Genomic DNA, 15,781 nt, shown 5'->3' with positions numbered 1-15,781 from the left:
CTTACTTAGGATAGCAGTCGCTGAAAGAGCTCGGCGTTGCGATAGACCCCAAACTTTCGCCCCAAGCCGCGCAGGCAGCCAACGTGATCGAATTGGTGGCGCTCGTGCAAACGGATGCTCGGCAAGTTCTCGCTATCGATAACGCCGACCAGAGATTTTTTCCCGGCTTGCTGGGCGATGTGCAGGCTCGCTTGTAAGAGCTTGCCACCAATACCCTGCGTACGCCAATACTGGCTGACATAGAGCGAGTGCTCGACGGTATCGACACTACCGGAAAAGCTGCGAAATGGTGCATAGCTCGCAAAGCCAACCAAGTTGCCCTCGAGGATGGCGACGCAGAGCATTCCCTGGGGCTGGGTTCGCGTTTGCAGCCAGCGTTCGAGCTCTTCGCGGTCGAAGACTTCCTCGCGATACAGGTAGGCGCTATGGGTAATCTCGTGATTGAGCAATTCGCCTATGCCCAGCGCGTAGCGCGGCCAATCCGAAGCAGAAAGGCGATGGATCTGCAGATTTGGTGCGACGTGGGCTTGTGGCGCGGCGCCGAGTGCTGGCGGTGTGACCGTCTTCATCATGCACGGCCACGACGCTGGAAAATCCAGCCGCGCCGACGAAAATACCAGAGCATGCTGAGCGCGACGATAGTCATGAAGGTAACGACGATTTCATAGCCATAGCGATAGTGGAGCAGGGGAATGCCGTCGATGTTCATCCCGTAAATCCCGGTCACGAAGGTGAGGGGGATGAAAATGGTAGAGATGATGGTCAAGACCCGCATGATGTCGCTCAGCCGGTTATTGACCATCGAGAGATAAATGTCCATCAGGCCACTCACCACGTCGCGCTCACTCGTGAGGAGGCTCATGAGCTGGATGGTGTGGTCGTAGAGGTCATTGAGAAAGGGTCGGAGGTTGCTGCGCAGCAAGGGGTGCTCACCGATGCTGTGGTTGAGGCGGGAGACGGTTTCCTGCATGGGCCATAGAACATGGTTGAAGACGATGAGGTCACGCTTGGCCTGTTGGATGGCGACTATCTGGCCATTGTGCACGCGCGTGAGGAGATCCTCCTCCAAGACTTCGACCTGGTGGGTAAAGCGTTGCAGGGCAGGAAAGGCCTGATCGACGACAAGGTCGAGCAAGGCATATACGAGATAACCGGCATCACGCTGGCGCAGGCGGGACTGCGGATTTTGCAATCGATCCAATAGGGGCGTGGTGATGTCGTCGGCGCCGGAAAGGATGCTGATCACCAAGTCTTCTTTGAGCAGGATGTGAAAGGGCACCACCTCCACCCGTTCGTTCTGGACACTCAGATTCTGGCATTGGAGGTACACATAGTGCTCGAATGTCTCCAATTTGGCTTGGTGAAAGCTACCCTGGATGTCCTCCAGGGTGAGGGGATGAATACCGAATTGCTGGCCGAGCTCTTCTAGCTGCGCACGGTTGGGAATACCGCTACTGTGTAGCCAGACGGTTCCGGCCTTGGCCGCGCAGAGCTGCGCGGCTCGGGAAAAACTCGGCGCTGCTTCCTGTTCGCAGGCCTCAGGGCGATAGCGCAGAAGTCGCAGCGTGGCTGGGCTCTGGCCACCCTCGTCGAGAAGCGTTCCCGGCGCAAGGCCACGTCGACTCGCTTGGGCACGCAGGTTGGTTTCACGTGAAACGAAGCGCCGGTTACCCATGCCGCTCCTCGTTGGAAGTCAGTGCTGGTCGGGAAAGAGGATGTTCAGTTCCAGCACCTCAAAGTCTCCCCGTCGTTCCATATGCACGGAAATCTGATCTTTTTCCACGGGGATATATTTACTGATCACGGTCAGGAGTTCCGCCTGCAGGGCAGGCAAAAAATCCGGCGCGCCAGCGCTACGCTCGTGGGCAAGGATGAGCTTGAGGCGGTCCTTGGCGACGCTTGCCGTCTTTTTTTTTGAACCCAAGAGATAGTCGAGGAAGGACATTTCAGCCTCCAAAGAGCCGTTTGAAGAAGCCGCTCTTTTCGGCCTGAATGAAGCGCAGCGGACGCTCTTCGCCAAGAAAACGAGCAACGACATCTTCGTAGGCCAGGGCCACGTCGGAACCGCGCATGTGGATGGCAGGGATACCTTGGTTGGACGCCTGGAGGATGACCTCAGACTCTGGAATCACCCCCAGCAATGGGATGCGTAGCAATTCCTGGACATCATCGAGGGAAAGCATTTCGCCGCCCTGTACTCGCTTGGGCGAATAGCGAGTCAGCAGAAGATGCTCGCGGATGGGCTCAGCACCCTCCTCGGCACGCTTCGAGCGGGCGGCAAGGATGCCAAGAATCCGATCGGAATCTCGCACCGAGGAGACCTCCGGGTTGGTAACGACAATCGCCGCATCGGCATGGTAGAGGGCGCGCAGGGCACCACTTTCGATGCCAGCAGGTGAATCGCAGACCACATAATCAAATTCTTTTTGCAATTCTTCCATCACCGCGGCTACTCCTTCGCGGGTCAGGGCGTCTTTGTCGCGGGTTTGGGAGGTAGGCAAGATGTAGAGATTGTCCAGCATCTTGTCGCGGATCAGGGCCTGCTGCAGCCGAGCCTCCCCCTGAATGACGTTGATGAAATCGTAAACGACGCGGCGTTCGCAACCCATCACGAGATCGAGATTGCGCAGGCCGACATCAAAGTCGATGACCACGGTACGATACCCTCGCTGGGCGAGGCCGCTGGCAAAGGCAGCACTGGTGGTTGTTTTCCCTACTCCTCCTTTGCCAGAGGTGACGACGACGGTTTGGGCCACGGTGTTTCTCTCCTTTATTTTGCCAACGCGATTATATGCAGGTGTTCGCCTTCGAGGGAAACTTGGGCAGCTTTGCCCCACAGGGGATGCTGGGCATCGAGGTTGATGTACACCCCGGCAATGGCTACGAGCTCCGCTTCCAAACGCTGACAGAAGATGTGCGCCGATTCGTCGCCTTGCACCCCGGCCAGAGCTCGCCCTCGCAGCGGTCCATAAACGTGAACGTGGCCGTCAGCGAGCAGCTCGGCGCCCGCATTTACTGCACCCAGGCAAATCAAATCACTGCCGCGCGCATAATGGCGTTGCCCGGAGCGCAAGCCTTGTTGCAGTATCTCGCCAGCGGCGCGGGTGACGACAGGAGGTGCTGCCGCCGGCGTCGGCTCCTCCCGCCCGCGCAGCTGCGGGAGCCCATGGGCAGCGGCAGCCGCGGCCTGTGCCGCATTCGCATTGCGCACCCCAATCGGCACACAGCCTTGCGCGCGCAAAACGGCGAGCAGCTCAGCAAAAGGGAGAGGAGTCGAAGAAGGGCATTCGCCGAGATCGAGCACCAGCGGCGCGCCCTGCAGTAGCTGCAAGGCGGTACCCTGTGCCGCAAGTTCTTCGGCTAGCGCCTCGGGAGAAAGATCCGCCAAGCGCAGGATACTGAGGGTGAATACGCCACCGCTAAAGCGAAGGATGGGTTTGGGAGGCTGGGCGGCAGGCATGTTTCACGTGAAACTGGTCAGGCGCGCTCACGACGGAGCAAGGGAAGCTTGTTTTTTTGGTTCTTGAATTCCTCTGCCCGAGGCAACGGGTCGTGCTTACGGATGATGACCGGCCAGTGCGGGGTCAATTCCGCATTGAGTGCTATGCAATGTTTTTGGTCCTCCGGAACTTCATCCTCGGCGAAGATGGCATCGACTGGGCACTCCGGGACGCAGGCGGCGCAATCGATGCACTCTACGGGATCAATCACGAGAAAGTTCGGTCCCTCATGAAAACATTCCACGGGGCAGACTTCGGCACAGTCGGTGTACTTGCACTCGATACAGTTTTCGGTAACGACGTAGGTCATGCATCAAACCTTGGCTACAGTGGATTTCTTACGGCTGCTTGCCGTTTTGGGGGCAACCTTCTTGGCGGTAGTCTTGCCACGGCGAGTCGTGGTCTTGGCCGATTTCGCCGGCTTTTCCGCCTTCTCCTTGGGCTCGGGCGGCTGATAGGTCTGCAGCAATTCTTGAATCTCTGCCGGCTCGGCTGCCGCAGGAAAATGAAAAGCGCAGTCGGCTTGCGGGCAAATCAGCTCATCGCCTCGCCGTTTGGTACTCTTTTTGTAGAGGACGGGCCAAGCGCAGCGCGGGCAGGCGCGAGCCACCGGCTCGCCCCAAACGGCATAAGTACATTGGGGATAGGTATTGCAAGAATAGAAAATCTTGCCATAGCGGCTACGCTTTTCGACCAGTTCGCCACGTTGGCACTGTGGGCAGGTGACCCCTGTCGATTTGACCGCTTGGAGACTCTCCAGATACTTGCAGCTGGGGTAACCGCTGCAGGAAATGAAGCGACCATAGCGCCCTTGGCGGTAGACCAGTTCCTTGCCACATTCGGGGCAGTCCCGTCCCACCGGCTCCGGCGCTTCCCGCGGCCCATCGATAGGGCGGGCATAATTGCAGTCCGGGTAGCCGCTGCAGGAAATGAAGCGGCCATAGCGCCCTAGCTTCAGACGCAACGGCTTGCCACATTGCGGGCAGTCCTCGTCGATGGCTTCGCTGGTGGCCTCGGAGCGGCTCACGCCCGCTTTTTCTTCCAAGCGCTCGCGGAAGGGTTTCCAAAAGGCAGCCAACACCGGCTGCCATTGTTTTTCACCGCGGGAGATGGCATCGAGTTGATCTTCTAGTTCGGCGGTAAATCCATAGTCGACATACTGGTCGAAGTGCTGCACCAGGAACTGGTTGACCACCTCGCCGAGATCCGTGGGATGAAAACGTCGCTGTTCCACCGCCACATATTCGCGATTCTGCAAGGTCTGAATGATGCTCGCGTAGGTGGAGGGCCGCCCAATGCCGTGCGCCTCGAGGGTCTTGACCAAGGTGGCATCGCTATAGCGCGGTGGCGGCTCGGTAAAATGCTGCTCGGCATCGAGACCGTCAAAGCGCGGATGATCGCCTTTCTGCATCGGCGGTAGCAGCCGTTGTTCGTCGTCTTCGTCGTCCTCGTCTTTGCCCTCTTGATACACCGCTAGAAAGCCCGGGAAGGTGACCGTCGAGCCATTGGCGCGCAGACGCCAATGGCCGCCATTGTCGAAATCTACTGCGACCAGATCGAGCTGTGCCGCCGCCATCTGGCAGGCCACGGCACGCTTCCAGATCAGGTCGTAGAGCCGCCATAGGTCTTTGTCCAAGCGTGCCTTCAACTGATCGGGGTGGCGCCGGATGTCGGTAGGCCGAATCGCCTCGTGCGCCTCCTGGGCATTCTTGGCCTTGGTCTTGAAGCGGCGCGGTGCTGCGGGCAGGTATTCTTTGCCAAAGTGCTGCTCGACAAAGCCGCGCATCGCCGCGATGGCATCTTCCGAGAGGTTTACGGCGTCGGTACGCATATAAGTAATGAGACCCACGGTCTCCTCGCCGATGCTGATACCCTCGTAGAGTTGTTGTGCCACCCGCATGGTGCGGCTGGCATTGAAGCCCAGCTTGCGCGAGGCCTCCTGCTGCAGGGTCGAGGTGGTGAAGGGGGGAGCAGGCTGGCGCTGGCGCTGCTTGCGCTCTACCTCGCTGACTTGCAATTGCTTGCTTGCCACGCTGGCGAGGATCTCCTCGCGTAGGGTCGTGGCGGCTGCCTCGTCGGCAATGTCGAACTGTTCGAGTTTTTTACCTTGCCAATGGGTGAGGCGGGCGGGAAAGCGCTTGTCGTCTTGGCCGAGTTGCGCCGTCAGGGTCCAGTATTCGCGGGCAACGAAAGCACGAATTTCCGCCTCGCGCTCGCAGATCATGCGCAGGGCGGCACTCTGCACCCGGCCCGCCGACAAGCCCGGCCGCACCTTGCGCCAAAGCAACGGAGAGAGATTGAAACCGACGAGGTAGTCGAGGGCGCGGCGGGCCTGTTGGGCATTGACCAGATCCATGGCAATGGCGCGGGGGTGGGCGATTGCCTCCTGCACCGCACGCGGCGTGATCTCGTGGAAGACGACGCGCTGCACCGGCTTGCCCTCAAGCAATTTCTTATCGCGCAGCAACTCTACCAGATGCCAGGAGATGGCCTCCCCCTCGCGATCCGGATCGGTGGCGAGCCAAAGGCCGTCGGCCTTGCGTAGAGCGCTGGCGATGGCATCCACATGCTTGCCGTTGCGGGCGATCTCGGCATAGTGCATGGCAAAGTCATGCTCGGTGTCGACGGCCCCTTCCTTGGGGAGCAGATCGCGCACATGTCCATACGAAGCGAGAACAGTAAAGTCGCCCCCCAGATATTTCTGGATGGTCTTGGCCTTGGCCGGCGACTCGACGATCAGCAGTTGCGACATGGGTCAGTGCAGAATCCGAGAACCATCGGGACTGAGGAGTTGGTCCATCCAGTAGCTTTCCGGCCCCTCCCCGTTGACGAGCACGAGAAAGGCCACCCAATCGAGGGTTTCGAGATCCGTTTCCTCTAGCTCCAGGGCGAGGAGGCGATCGATGATGCGTTCGCGTATGCTGCTGTTGATGACCCCCAGGTACTCCCATTCCGCCAGTTGACCGCGGGCTGCCACCGAGAGTTGTTGGCTTTCCCAGGGCTGATAGCTGCGCAAGGCGGCACCGCTGTTTTCCGGGCTTTGCATCTCGTCGAAGCCGTCCATCCAGTCGAGGGCGCGCTGGATTCCCTCTTCGGGGTAGCCGGCAGCGCGCAACTGTTCTTCGATCTCGCTGCCCTCGTCTTCTTCGTCGAGGTGATCGAGGAGGTAACTGATGATGTCGATGACGTCTTCCATGCTGAACCTCTAGGCAGGATAGGGAAGGCGGCAGAAGCGCCCCCCGGGACAGGAGGCGATATATCCGTGGATTTCCATGCGCATGAGGATGGACGAAAGCGCCGGGAGCGTCAATCCACAACGCTGAGCAATTTCCTCGCTGCTCAGGGTTTCCTGCCCGAGCGCTGCAAAAACCCGGCGTTCGTCGGCATCCTCCGGCTCGCGCTGGGCGGTGGGTTGGGCGCGGCTGGCGGCGAAGAGCGGTCCCAACTCCTCGAGCACATCCCGCGCCGTCTCCACCAGTTTTGCCCCCTCGCGAATCAGACGATGCGGCCCGCGCGAAAGCGGGCTGTGAATGGAACCAGGGATGGCAAAGACCTCGCGCCCTTGCTCCAGGGCCAGCCGTGCGGTAATCAGCGAGCCACTGCTTTCTGCCGCTTCCACTACCAAGGTGCCCAGGCTCATGCCGCTGATCAGGCGGTTGCGACGCGGAAAGAGGCCGCGGTGAATACGCGTTCCGGGCAACTGCTCGCTTACGATCAGACCCTGCTGGAGAATCTCTCGTGCCAAGGAGAGATTCTCTCGCGGATAGATGAGATCGATACCGTTCCCGAGGACGGCGAGGGTGCCGCTGGCGAGGGCACCCTGGTGGGCGGCGGTATCGATGCCGAGCGCCAGGCCGCTGACGATGACCAGGCCGCTGCTGCCTAGCTCCTCGGCAAAGGCGCGGGCGGTGGCCGCGCCGACAGGGCTCGGGGTACGACTACCGACGATGGCAAAGAGCGGATCGCGCAGGCGTGCCCGCTGACCGCGCAAAAACAAGGCCATGGGCGGATCATCGATTTCGCGCAGCAACGGCGGGTAATCGTCGTCCAACCAGGTGCAGAGATCTTGCTCCGGGTTCTCCAGCCACTGCCAGTCGGCGGCCATGAGGCCCTCCTCGGGCGAGCGGCGCAGCCACTCTTGGGCAGCGGCTGGCAGCTCTGCATGGCGAAGGCCAAAACAGGCCGCTGCCGAGCCGCATTTTTCCAACAGCGCGCGCTGCCGCCGCGGGCCAATACCGGGGCAGCGCAAGAGGGAAAGCCAGGCCGCTTCTTTCAAGGGTTGAGTTGCGCCTCGGAACGCAGTTGTGCTGGACCTGCCACAGGATAGTAGATATTGGCGCCGATGGGGATTCCCCGCTTGGCCGCGGTGATGACCGCATAGGAAACCTGCGGAAAGACGCGGAAGACCATCAGATAGCCGATGGTTTCCGGGGGCAAGGGAAAGTTTTTGCCGGTTACGGCGTTTTTCGTCATCCGTGCCGATTCGGCAATTTCCAGTACATTGCCGGGCTGCAGCTGGGCGTTGGCCCCTTGGTCGATGACCACGACGTCGCCCACCGTCAGCTCGTCGGCATTGTTATTGGCAGCAACGATCTGTGCCGCCACCGCCTGGCTTGGGGCACTCGGAAAATAGTGCGGGGTTGGCGTTGACTGGATGGGGATGAGGCGATCACCCAGATCGATCTCGCGCCGCGCCTCATCGATTCGGATCTCTGCTTCACTGCCACCGCGCAGCAGTTCCGCCGTGCCGAGATTGATCATGGCATAGCCCAGGGCATGCGGATCCGCTAAGCGGTGCAGGGGCGCACCGAGGCGGACGATGCTATAGCGTGTGCCGGGTTTGGCATCCGCCAGGCCGCTCACAAAGATCTTGTCGCCGGCGGTGTAGACCGGCCGCGTTTCGAGTGCGGCGGCGAGATAGGGGAGCTTGTCGTAGTCCGCTTTGCTGGCGACCACCGCGGGGCTATGCAAAAAAGGCAGGAGAATGCCGGTATGGTAGCTGGGGATGGCGCCGACCTGCAGCTGCGGATGCAAGGAAACGACTTCCACAGCGGGGCTGCCGGCGGCGTTGCGGTAGAGGACGATGCGATCGCCGGGATAGATGCGATCGGGGTTACGAATCTGCGGGTTGGCCCGCCAAATTTTTTGCCATTCCCAGGGGTTCTTGAGAAAGTGCGCGGCAATCCCCCAGAGGGTATCGCCGGGGCGCACTACATAGCTGCCTAGCTCTTGGCTCTGGCCAATATTCTGCGCCCAGCTTACGCTCGGAACAGCAGTACCAAGCAGGGCGCAGGTAATGGCCAGGAACGCAACCGTTTTTCGCATGTCTGTACTCCTCAGGGCTTCCGCGCCCCATAGTATTAGTCCAAGATATCCATTTTTGCGAGAACGGTGATTCCATGGCGCTTTTGAAAATCGTCGAATATCCCGATACCCGCCTGAAAGGCGTGGCCCAGCCGATCGCCCGCATCGACCGGGAAATTCGGCAATTGGCCGACGATATGGCGGAAACCATGTACGACGCTCCCGGTATCGGTCTGGCGGCACCGCAAGTGGCGGCTGGCCAACGCTTGATCGTGGTGGATGTATCGGATGGGCGCAACGAGCTCCTAACTCTGATCAACCCCGAGATCATCCAGAAATCCGGTGAAGAAGAAATGCAGGAGGGCTGTCTTTCCGTGCCCGGGGTTTTGGAGACCGTGCGCCGCGCCGAGCGTATTACCGTGCGCGCTCAGGATCTCAGCGGTAAGACCCTGGAAATCGAGGCCGATGGTTTGCTGGCAGTTTGCCTGCAGCACGAGATCGACCATCTCAACGGTGTACTTTTCGTCGATCACCTCTCGCGGCTGAAGCAGAGCCTGATCCGTCGCAAGGCAGAAAAACGGTTGCGCCAGCATGGCTGAGGGACGGCGCATCGTCTTTGCCGGTACCCCGACCTTCGCGGCGGTAGTGCTGGCGCATTTGTTACGGCGCGGTGAGGCGCTCGTCGGCGTACTAACCCAGCCCGACCGTCCGGCGGGCCGCGGCCGCAAACTGCAGGCCAGTCCGGTCAAAATGCTGGCCAGCGAGGCCGGGCTCCCCATCCTGCAGCCGGAGTCGAGTCGGGCCCCCGAGACCCTGGATTGGCTGCGGCAACTTGCTCCCGATCTACTCATCGTCGTCGCCTTTGGCCAAATTCTCCCGCAAGCGATGCTCGACCTGCCCCGCCTCGGCGCCATCAACGTCCACGCCAGCCTCTTGCCGGCTTGGCGGGGTGCTGCCCCCATCGCCCGCGCCATTGCCGCCGGCGATACCGAAACCGGCATCTGCATCATGCAGATGGAGGCGGGCCTCGACAGCGGGCCCGTGCTGTGGACGCGCACAACGCCGATTTTCGACACCGATACGGCAGCAACCCTGCACGACCGCCTGGCCGAACTCGGTGCCGAGGCCCTCGGCGAGGCCCTCGACCGCCTGTGGGATGGCGGCCTGCAGGCTGTTCCGCAAGATGCGACGCGGGTCAGCTATGCCAAAAAATTGCGCAAGGAGGAGGCGCGTATCGATTGGGCGCAGAGCGCGTCGGTCCTCGACCGCCAAATCCGTGCCTTTCATCCCTACCCAGTGGCACATACTGCATTTCGTGGGCAGAACTTGCGCGTTTGGTCGGCAAGCCGCGGCGTGGGTGTCGGTAGCCCGGGTACGGTGATCGCCTTGCATGCCGAGGGGCCGGAAATTGCCTGTGGCGAAGGCAGCCTGGTGCTCACCCGCGTGCAGCCGGCGGGCAAGGCCCAGCTGAGCGGTGCGGATTTTGTGCGCGGCTATCGCCCCATGCCGGGGGAGGTTTTTGCTTGAGCGAAGCGCTGCAGGGACAGCGTCTGCGCCGCGCCGCCCTGATTGCCTATCCTGCTGCCCTCGGCGGGGAGCGTCTCGATTTTCTCCTCGAGCGGAGTGCGCTGCAGGGGGCGGAACGGGCGAGCCTGCAGTGGCTGCTCAGTGGTGCCTTACGCGAGACGGCGATCCTGCAGGCACTGCTGGCGCAGTTGTTGCGGCCGGGGCGTCAGGACGAGCAGATTTCTGCCCTGTTGCAGTTGGCCTTGTATGAACTGCGCCACGGCCAGCGCCCAGAATTTGCCGTCGTCAATGATTGGGTCGCTGCCACCCAGTTGATCGGCAAGGTCTGGGCCAAGGGGTTGGTCAACGCTGTTCTGCGCCGCTACCTACGCGAGCGCTCTCGCCTCGACGCCATCCCGCCTCCGCAGTCCCATCCGCAGTGGCTCCTGCAACGCCTGCAGGTCGCCTACCCGGAGCAATGGCCGCAGATCATCGCCGCCAACTTGCAGCCCGCCCCCCTGTGGTTGCGGGTCAACCGGCAGCGCCGTAGCCGCGATGCCTATCAGGCGCTCTTGACGGAGCGCGGGGTTGCCAGCAGCTCGCACCCGCAGTTACCGGATGCGCTGATGCTGGAGCAGAGTCTGCCGGTGCAGGAGTTGCCGGGCTGGGAAGAGGGCTGGGTGGCGGTGCAAGACGGGGCTGCGCAACTGGCGGCAGAGATTCTGGCGCCCAAGGCGGGGGAGCGCATCCTCGATGCCTGTGCCGCCCCAGGCGGTAAAACGGCCCATCTCCTCGCCCTCGGCGCCGACGACCTGCTCGCCCTCGATCGCTCCGAAAGTCGCTTGCAGCGCACCCAAGCGGCGCTGCAACGCCAGGGCTTTGCTCCCACTCTGCGCCTGGCCGATGCCGCAGATCCTACCACGTATGCCGATGCCCGGCCCTTCGACGCCATCCTCCTCGATGTTCCGTGCAGCGCCACGGGGATCATCCGTCGCCATCCCGACATCCTTCATCGTCCGTCCGATCTCGCCACCCTCACCCAGGAGCAGGCACGCTTGCTGCGCGGGGTTTGGCCGCTGCTGCGCCCCGGCGGTCGCCTGCTGTACTGCACCTGCTCCGTCTTGCCCGAGGAGAATGGCGAGCAGATCGCGGCTTTCTTGGACGAGCAAGCCGATGCCCGCCTGCAGGTGCATCCCCTGAGCGGCCAGCGCCTGCCAGGCCAAGACGGCATGGATGGCTTTTTTTACGCGCTTCTCGGCAAAGTGGCCGAAGCGGGAGAGGCCGCGTGACGGAACGCCGTACTCCTTCGCCGCGACGACGCTGGTTGCATGCCCTGCACGCCAGCGCCGAAGAGCAGAGCCAAGGCGGATTTCTGCGCTGGTGGGCGATTCTACTCATCCTTTTGGTGCTGGGCTTTCTCGGCTTTACCTTTTTCGTCAGCAGCGCCGGGCCGCTCAGCCCGTACTTCGTGCCGATGCTGCTTGCCTCCGCCGGTATCGTCCTGCTGCTCTTGGTTTTGGTGCTCCTTGCCGTCGGCAGCCTGCTTCTGCGATTGCGCCGCGGCGAGGTAGGCAGTCAGCTCGCCACCCGCTTGGTGGTGATCATCACCATCCTCAGCCTGAGTCCGGCGGCGGTGGTCTTTGCCTTTTCCTGGCGCTATCTGAACCAAGGAATCGATTCTTGGTTGAGTACGGCGGTGGAGGTGACCCTGGCCCAAGCCGTCGATGTCGCCAAGGCCGGTATCGAACGCTATCGCAGCAGCACGCTGCTCTCCGCCGAGAGCATTGCCCAGGCCCTAACCGGCGCCTCCGACGCCAATGCCGTGCTCACCGTCATCCAGATGCGCGACCAGTTTCGTCTGAGCAGCGTGACGCTTTTTTCGAGCAGCAACCGCATCATCGCTACCAGCAGCGATAACCTCGACTTGGTGCCGCGCCTGCCCCGCGACCTCTTGCTTGGGATGCACGAAAACCACCCGGTCGTGAAAATGGCGACGGAGAATGGACAGCTCCTGGTGCGCGTGCTGATTCCGGTTATGAATCCCCACTTTGGGCGTGGCAATCGCCTGCTCTATGTCGAGCAGGTGGTGCCGGAACAACTCAGTCGCGCCGCCGTAGCGGTACAGGATGCCGATCATCGCTACCGGCAGTTGACCCTGATGCGCGGGCCGATGAAGACGGCGTTTCAAATGAACCTCGCCGTGGCGCTGTTGCTTACCGCCTTGTCGGCCCTGTGGATTGCGTTGCTGCTGGCGCGCCGCCTGACCGCCCCCATTGCCCGCTTGGCGGCCGGCACCCAAGCCGTGGCGCGCGGGGAATTCATTCCCCTGCAGATCGTCCCCAGCAACGACGAGCTCGGCGTCTTGATCCACTCCTTCAACAACATGACGCGCCAACTCGCCCGCGCCAAACAGCAGGCGGCCAAGGCCCAAGAAGAAGCAGAACAGCGACGCTACTACCTGGAGACCATCCTGGCGCAAATCTCCAGCGGCATTCTGATCTTTGCCGAGGATGGCCAGATCCTCGAAATCAACTCTGCCGCGCGCAAAATCCTGCGTCTGCCCGAGGAGGGCCTGCCCGAGCGCGAAAACGACCCGCAACTGCAGGAATTCTGGGCGCAGATTCAGGAGTGGATTCGTCATCCTCGCCCCGACATGCAGCGGGAGCTGCAGATCGAGCGCAGCGACGGCACCCAAACCCTCATTCTGCATGGCGCGCGTTTTACCGAAACCGAAGGCACCGTCGGCTTCGTCCTCGTCTTCGACGACGTCAGTCCGTTGGTGGCGGCCCAGCGCAGCGCTGCCTGGGGCGAGGTGGCGCGGCGCTTGGCGCACGAGATCAAGAATCCACTCACGCCCATTCAACTTTCCGCCGAGCGCCTGCGGCGCAAATATCTCGAGCGTCTGGGGGGGGAGGGCGAGACCCTCGATCGCGCCACCCATACCATCATCCAGCAGGTCGATGCCCTCAAGGTACTCGTCGATGCCTTCTCCGAATATGCCCGCGCGCCCAAGCTCGATCTGCATCCCCTTGATCTCAATGCCCTCATTGCCGACGTCGTCGAGCTCTATCGCGGCCAGGGGGCCGGGGTAGAGATCCACACCGACCTTGCCCCCGAACTGCCCCCCCTTCTTGCCGATGCCCATCGTCTGCGGCAGATCCTCAATAATCTGCTACGCAACGCTCTCGACGCCCTCACCGCCGAGGCGGACTCGGGACAAGCACCGCGGCAGATTTGGATTCGCACCCGGTTGGCTCTCGACCAGGCGCGCCCCATGCTAGAATGGACGGTGGAGGACGATGGTCCAGGCTTTCCGCCGGAGTTGCTCAGCCGGGTCTTTGAGCCCTATGTCACCAGCAAGCCCAAGGGTTCCGGGCTGGGGCTTGCCATCGTCCGGCGCATCGTCGAAGAACATGGCGGGCAGATTGTTGCCGGTGTTCGCGACGAGGGAAGTGGTGCCCGGGTCTGTATGCTTTTTCCCCTCGCGGCAGGGGTGCTAGAGGATAGCTGATGGAAACGAGACGACTGAGCATCCTGGTGATCGACGACGAGCCAGACATTCGCAGCACCGTGGCCGATATCCTCGAAGACGAGGGTTACCAGGTCACCCAGGCGGGTAGTGCCGCCGAGGCCGAGGCCTGTCTGCGCGACGCCGCCTTCGATCTTCTCCTCCTCGACATCTGGATGCCCGGCGAGGACGGCTTGCATTTTCTCCAACGCCTTGCCGAGACAGGGCTCGAACAGCCGGTGGTAATGATGTCCGGGCACGGCACTATCGAGACGGCGGTGCAGGCGACCAAGCTCGGTGCCTACGATTTCATCGAAAAGCCCCTCTCCCTCGACAAGACCCTGCTTAGCGTCGGGCATGCCTTGGAGGCCTTCCGTCTGCAGCGCGACAATCGCCAGCTGCGCGAGCAGAGCGGGCTGGTGGAGCGGCCAAGCGGCCAGAGCAGCGCGGTTCGCCAGTTGCGCGAGCAGCTCGAGCGCGTGGCGGCGGTAGATTCCTGGGTGCTCCTTTCCGGTGAGCCGGGCAGCGGCAAGGAGGTGGCGGCCCGCTATCTGCACCGCCAGAGTCGGCGTGCCGAAGGCCCGTTCATCGACCTGCGTGCCGGTGCCATTGCCCAGCCCAATGTGACCGTAGAGCTCTTTGGCTCCGAGCAGGATGGCCGGATCCAGCGCGGGCGGCTCGAGCAGGCCCATGGCGGCACCCTCTTCATCGACGAAATCGCCGACATGGACCTCGAAAGCCAAGCGCGGCTGATCTCTGCCCTGCAAGAACGGCGCATTCTCCGTGTAGGTGGCACCCATCCCGTAGCCCTCGACGTGCGCGTCATCGCCGGTACGGCGCGGGATCTGCAAAAGGCTGTCGCCGAGGGTCGTTTTCGCCAAGATCTGTTCTATCGTCTGCACGCCCTGCCCCTACAGGTACCCACCTTGGCCCAGCGCAGTGCCGACATTCCCGAGCTGGTCGAAGAATTCATGAACCTGCATCGCCGCCGCGATGGATTGAGTCGGCGCCAGTTTCTTCCCGAGGCCATGGAGGTATTGCGGCATTACCCCTGGCCCGGCAATGTGCGGGAGCTGCAGAATCTCGTCGAGCGCCTGATGATCCTTAGCGAAGGGCCGGAGGTCAGCGCCGAGGAAGTGGAAGGGGCACTCGGGCTCGATCAGCGCCTCGCCCCCCTCAGCAACGCCAGTGGCGATGATTTTGGCGGTACCCTAAAGCGGGCGCGGGAGCGTTTTGAACGCGCCTTTCTCGAATATCATCTTGCCCGCAACGACTGGAACATCGCCCGCACCGCCGAAGTAGCAGGGCTCGAGCGTACCCACCTATATCGTAAACTGAAAAATCTGGGCATTGGGCTGCGCGGTGAGCGCCGCGGTGACGAAGACTTGGAGGACTGATGGAAGAAAGCGCCTTGCAACCCTTGGGGATCGCCATCCTTACTGCTTCTGACACCCGCACGGCGGCAACCGACAAGTCCGGCGATCTCGCCCAAGCCCTCCTCACCGAAGCCGGACATCGGCTCATCGACCGCAAGATCGTTGCCGACGACCTCCTGCAATTGCGCGCCCAGATGCAGGCCTGGATCGACGACCCGCGTATCGACGTTGTCGTCAGTACCGGTGGTACCGGGCTCACCGGCCGTGATGTCTGCCCCGAGGCGATGGCACCTCTGGTGAGCAAGCCCATTCCCGGCTTTGGCGAGCTCTTCCGCTACCTCTCCTACCAGGAGATCGGCACCAGCACGATCCAATCCCGCGCCGAGGCGGCCATCTGCTCCGGCACCCTCTTCTTCCTGCTGCCGGGTTCCTCGGGGGCGGTGCGCACCGGCATCAGTCAAATCATCCTTCCCCAACTCGACATCCGTCATAAGCCCTGCAACCTCACCCAGCTCCTCCCGCGTATCCGTAACGAACGCTGATGCGCCGCGCTTGTCCGTGCACCCCGCGCTGCGCATAATTGCGCC

General features: G+C 62.0%; 16 protein-coding genes. 6 read left to right on the top strand and 10 right to left on the bottom strand.

What is annotated here, in order from left to right; all coding sequences use genetic code 11:
• Positions 1–5: 5 nt before the first annotated feature.
• The 10 genes from RTI30_RS00730 to RTI30_RS00685 are packed head-to-tail and all read right to left on the bottom strand — an operon-like array spanning position 6 to position 8,825.
• On the bottom strand, positions 6–572 hold the full coding sequence (locus RTI30_RS00730) for an N-acetyltransferase family protein (RefSeq protein ID WP_312262255.1): 567 nt from the start codon (positions 570–572) through the stop codon (positions 6–8).
• Positions 569–1,675 carry a magnesium/cobalt transporter CorA gene (gene corA, locus RTI30_RS00725; protein WP_312262256.1) on the bottom strand — a complete coding sequence of 369 codons (1,107 nt, stop codon included), beginning with the start codon at positions 1,673–1,675 and terminating at the stop codon, positions 569–571. Before corA ends, RTI30_RS00730 begins: the two co-directional genes overlap by 4 nt.
• 18 nt (positions 1,676–1,693) lie before the next feature.
• Entirely contained in the window at positions 1,694–1,945 is a 252-nt protein-coding gene (gene minE / locus RTI30_RS00720; protein ID WP_312262257.1) for a cell division topological specificity factor MinE, read from the bottom strand.
• A gap of 1 nt (position 1,946) precedes the next feature.
• A complete protein-coding gene (minD, locus tag RTI30_RS00715; RefSeq protein ID WP_312262258.1) occupies positions 1,947–2,756 on the bottom strand; it encodes a septum site-determining protein MinD in 810 nt (269 codons plus the stop codon).
• A gap of 14 nt (positions 2,757–2,770) precedes the next feature.
• Complete coding sequence (minC, locus tag RTI30_RS00710) at positions 2,771–3,460, bottom strand: septum site-determining protein MinC (RefSeq protein WP_312262259.1); 690 nt, start codon at positions 3,458–3,460, stop codon at positions 2,771–2,773.
• Positions 3,461–3,477: 17 nt separating this feature from the next.
• A complete protein-coding gene (fdxA, locus tag RTI30_RS00705; protein ID WP_312262260.1) occupies positions 3,478–3,810 on the bottom strand; it encodes a ferredoxin FdxA in 333 nt (110 codons plus the stop codon).
• A 3-nt stretch (positions 3,811–3,813) separates the two neighbouring features.
• The gene (gene topA, locus RTI30_RS00700; protein WP_312262261.1) at positions 3,814–6,252 is read right to left on the bottom strand and encodes a type I DNA topoisomerase; all 2,439 of its coding nucleotides are present in this window, start codon (positions 6,250–6,252) and stop codon (positions 3,814–3,816) included.
• A gap of 3 nt (positions 6,253–6,255) precedes the next feature.
• Entirely contained in the window at positions 6,256–6,696 is a 441-nt protein-coding gene (locus tag RTI30_RS00695) for a DUF494 family protein (RefSeq protein ID WP_312262262.1), read from the bottom strand.
• A 9-nt stretch (positions 6,697–6,705) separates the two neighbouring features.
• Positions 6,706–7,776 carry a DNA-processing protein DprA gene (gene dprA, locus RTI30_RS00690; protein WP_312283310.1) on the bottom strand — a complete coding sequence of 357 codons (1,071 nt, stop codon included), beginning with the start codon at positions 7,774–7,776 and terminating at the stop codon, positions 6,706–6,708.
• Positions 7,773–8,825: a LysM domain-containing protein gene (locus RTI30_RS00685; protein WP_312262432.1), complete on the bottom strand. Its 1,053-nt coding sequence runs from the start codon at positions 8,823–8,825 to the stop codon at positions 7,773–7,775. Before RTI30_RS00685 ends, dprA begins: the two co-directional genes overlap by 4 nt.
• 74 nt (positions 8,826–8,899) lie before the next feature.
• Between RTI30_RS00685 and def the strand changes: the two genes are divergently transcribed.
• Genes def through moaB form a run of 6 tightly spaced genes read left to right on the top strand, consistent with a single transcriptional unit; the run spans position 8,900 to position 15,736 of the window.
• A complete protein-coding gene (def, locus tag RTI30_RS00680) occupies positions 8,900–9,403 on the top strand; it encodes a peptide deformylase (RefSeq protein WP_312262433.1) in 504 nt (167 codons plus the stop codon).
• On the top strand, positions 9,396–10,331 hold the full coding sequence (gene fmt / locus RTI30_RS00675) for a methionyl-tRNA formyltransferase (RefSeq protein WP_312262434.1): 936 nt from the start codon (positions 9,396–9,398) through the stop codon (positions 10,329–10,331). Before def ends, fmt begins: the two co-directional genes overlap by 8 nt.
• Positions 10,328–11,599 carry a 16S rRNA (cytosine(967)-C(5))-methyltransferase RsmB gene (rsmB, locus tag RTI30_RS00670; RefSeq protein WP_312262435.1) on the top strand — a complete coding sequence of 424 codons (1,272 nt, stop codon included), beginning with the start codon at positions 10,328–10,330 and terminating at the stop codon, positions 11,597–11,599. Before fmt ends, rsmB begins: the two co-directional genes overlap by 4 nt.
• Positions 11,596–13,821, top strand: a complete 2,226-nt coding sequence (locus tag RTI30_RS00665) for an ATP-binding protein (protein WP_312262436.1) — start codon at positions 11,596–11,598, stop codon at positions 13,819–13,821. The genes rsmB and RTI30_RS00665 overlap by 4 nt, the downstream gene beginning before the upstream one ends.
• Positions 13,821–15,215, top strand: a complete 1,395-nt coding sequence (locus RTI30_RS00660; protein WP_312262437.1) for a sigma-54 dependent transcriptional regulator — start codon at positions 13,821–13,823, stop codon at positions 15,213–15,215. The genes RTI30_RS00665 and RTI30_RS00660 overlap by 1 nt, the downstream gene beginning before the upstream one ends.
• A complete protein-coding gene (gene moaB, locus RTI30_RS00655; RefSeq protein WP_312262438.1) occupies positions 15,215–15,736 on the top strand; it encodes a molybdenum cofactor biosynthesis protein B in 522 nt (173 codons plus the stop codon). The genes RTI30_RS00660 and moaB overlap by 1 nt, the downstream gene beginning before the upstream one ends.
• The last annotated feature ends 45 nt before the right edge of the window (positions 15,737–15,781 follow it).

The sequence above is a fragment of the Candidatus Igneacidithiobacillus taiwanensis genome (genome assembly GCF_031962545.1).
GTDB lineage: Bacteria > Pseudomonadota > Gammaproteobacteria > Acidithiobacillales > Acidithiobacillaceae > Igneacidithiobacillus > Igneacidithiobacillus taiwanensis.
The sequence above is the reverse complement of the archived record's forward strand: the minus strand, read 5'-3'. Positions and strand labels throughout refer to the sequence as shown.

What these genes read in the sequence shown, in the direction of transcription:
- corA (WP_312262256.1), bottom strand. Translation starts at nt 1,675, where the DNA reads ATGGGTAACCGGCGCTTCGTTTCACGTGAAACCAACCTGCGTGCCCAA.
- moaB (WP_312262438.1), top strand. Translation starts at nt 15,215, where the DNA reads ATGGAAGAAAGCGCCTTGCAACCCTTGGGGATCGCCATCCTTACTGCT.
- RTI30_RS00695 (WP_312262262.1), bottom strand. Translation starts at nt 6,696, where the DNA reads ATGGAAGACGTCATCGACATCATCAGTTACCTCCTCGATCACCTCGAC.
- RTI30_RS00685 (WP_312262432.1), bottom strand. Translation starts at nt 8,825, where the DNA reads ATGCGAAAAACGGTTGCGTTCCTGGCCATTACCTGCGCCCTGCTTGGT.
- minE (WP_312262257.1), bottom strand. Translation starts at nt 1,945, where the DNA reads ATGTCCTTCCTCGACTATCTCTTGGGTTCAAAAAAAAAGACGGCAAGC.
- topA (WP_312262261.1), bottom strand. Translation starts at nt 6,252, where the DNA reads ATGTCGCAACTGCTGATCGTCGAGTCGCCGGCCAAGGCCAAGACCATC.
- def (WP_312262433.1), top strand. Translation starts at nt 8,900, where the DNA reads ATGGCGCTTTTGAAAATCGTCGAATATCCCGATACCCGCCTGAAAGGC.
- minC (WP_312262259.1), bottom strand. Translation starts at nt 3,460, where the DNA reads ATGCCTGCCGCCCAGCCTCCCAAACCCATCCTTCGCTTTAGCGGTGGC.
- RTI30_RS00730 (WP_312262255.1), bottom strand. Translation starts at nt 572, where the DNA reads ATGATGAAGACGGTCACACCGCCAGCACTCGGCGCCGCGCCACAAGCC.
- RTI30_RS00660 (WP_312262437.1), top strand. Translation starts at nt 13,821, where the DNA reads ATGGAAACGAGACGACTGAGCATCCTGGTGATCGACGACGAGCCAGAC.
- fmt (WP_312262434.1), top strand. Translation starts at nt 9,396, where the DNA reads ATGGCTGAGGGACGGCGCATCGTCTTTGCCGGTACCCCGACCTTCGCG.
- fdxA (WP_312262260.1), bottom strand. Translation starts at nt 3,810, where the DNA reads ATGACCTACGTCGTTACCGAAAACTGTATCGAGTGCAAGTACACCGAC.